The organism is Oleiphilus sp. HI0080, from assembly GCF_001635135.1.
The window spans coordinates 1-1,086 of the sequence record NZ_LWFU01001140.1 but is presented as its reverse complement, the minus strand read 5'-3'; the positions used below and the strand labels follow the sequence as shown (position 1 = coordinate 1,086).

The window sequence follows — 1,086 nt, the reverse complement described above, 5'->3', positions numbered from 1 at the left end:
AACATAAGAATCGTGAATCAACTGTTTTTCGTAGAGCGGCGTAAACGAAACTAATCGAATGAACAAGGCAACCGTTACGAGTCCGCCCAGCAAACGCGCCGCCTCAATAAGAAAGTTAGCGAGAGGCGCATTGTCGAGCCTAAACGTTAATTCTGTTTTGAAGTCTTGTGCCGCTTCTGACCCAACTGCATACAAAAGTACAAACAAAGCGACACTCAGCACGAACAAACAAAGAAAGCGCAGATATTGACCGGAAGAGTATTGATGCAAACTAACCGAAGATGTAGGTTCGGATACAAGCAATGTGGTCAACAGCCCGACGAGCATTACCAATGACATAGCGAAATAGGTTAAACGCCAGGCTTCGTAAGAATATGCGTCTGGCGCAGATCCAAAGTGACTCGCCAAAACCAGCGCGCCCGCACCAGAAACGAGCATACCTATTCGATAGCCTGCGATATACGTCGACGACATCAATGCTTGTAAATCGACCCCAACAGACTCTATGCGATAGGCATCAATGACAATATCTTGCGTTGCAGACGAGAATCCCAGGAGCACAACAGCAAGCGCCATTACGTTCAGTGCGTTCTCCTCAACTGGATTAATCATGGCAATCAACGCAATCGCCAACATCACAGCCACTTGCGACACTAACAGCCATGCCCTCCTTCGTCCCAGCACTCTCGTCAACAACGGCAATGGGAGGCGATCAATCAAGGGGGCCCACAAAAACTTAAATGAGTACGCTAGCGCAGCCCAGCTGAAGTACGTCACTGTCGAACGTTCAACGCCAGCCTCCCTCAGCCACAAAGATAAAGAGGAGAAAATAAGTAGTAGCGGTACACCAGCAGAAAAGCCGAAAAACAGCATCGACAGAACTCTGGGGTGCTTGAAGGACTGCAGTGATTGCCGCCAATCCGAGTGCGCATGCAGCATAGTTTTATTCTTCTAATAATAGAGAGGGTGAGATCCCTCTCTTAAGCGACAAAAAAGCTAGCCTGTCGAAACAACTGAACTAACCACACTAATCTCTAAAATTGTTGTACTGAAGAGGCATGTCGAGATCAGATTCTCGAAACAGCG

Annotated in this window: 1 protein-coding gene; it reads right to left on the bottom strand. The window is 47.7% G+C overall.

The genetic code is table 11. The annotated features are described in order from the left end of the window. Positions 1–939, bottom strand: a 939-nt coding sequence (locus A3751_RS20500; protein ID WP_156492685.1) for an MFS transporter, incomplete at its 3' end; no start/stop codon positions are given. Between the last annotated feature and the right edge of the window lie 147 nt (positions 940–1,086).